The organism is Vibrio sp. Vb1980 (assembly GCF_033338615.1).
GTDB lineage: Bacteria > Pseudomonadota > Gammaproteobacteria > Enterobacterales > Vibrionaceae > Vibrio > Vibrio alginolyticus.
In genome coordinates this window covers 1-642 of sequence record NZ_JAWOSZ010000099.1, presented here as the reverse complement: position 1 = coordinate 642, position 642 = coordinate 1, and the positions used below count along the sequence as shown (strand labels likewise).

The following is a 642-nucleotide window of genomic DNA, read 5'->3' as shown; positions in this document are numbered from 1 at the left end:
ACATGGTGAGCATGTTGGCGTACAACCATTTGCTGCATGGCAACAAGCGTTTGATCCCTTGCTTGCTCCGGGCGCACGTAACTATTGGAAATCGCATAACTTTAACTCGCTAAGCGAAGGTGTCATTGATGCGGCGATAGAATACGCAGGGAAGTTACCATCGCCTCAATGCGAGATTTTTATCGCCTCTCTTGGCTGCGCGGCATCTAGACCAGAACCTGAATCTATAGCTTATTCTAGCCGTGACGCTAATTACGTATTAAATGTGCACGGAAGATGGGACTCCGCAGAAGATGACCAAGCTTGTATCGCGTGGGCGAGAGACTTTTTTGCCAAAACCAAACCGTATGCCAGTGGCGGTGCGTACATTAACTTCTTAACGCAAGATGAAGCCGAACGTACTGAATCCGCCTATGGCCCAACGTATGCGCGCTTGCAGCAAATTAAGAAGAAATACGATCCAACCAATCTGTTCAAAATGAATCAGAACATCAAGCCAGACTGAGTGCTATAGGAACGGAGTGATTTTTAAATGACGGAATTTTTCTCCTAACATCAACTCACAGTTCATATCGACTAATCGTGGCTCCAAAAATCTGATGGAGCCACAGTTAGTTAAGAACCTTCGAACTACGTGTCTTC

General features: G+C 46.0%; 1 protein-coding gene. It reads left to right on the top strand.

Features of this window, described 5'->3' with window-relative positions:
* Nucleotides 1-505 (top strand): BBE domain-containing protein (locus R7F64_RS23965; RefSeq protein WP_318072164.1); only part of this gene is annotated, 505 nt, incomplete at its 5' end.
* Between the last annotated feature and the right edge of the window lie 137 nt (nucleotides 506-642).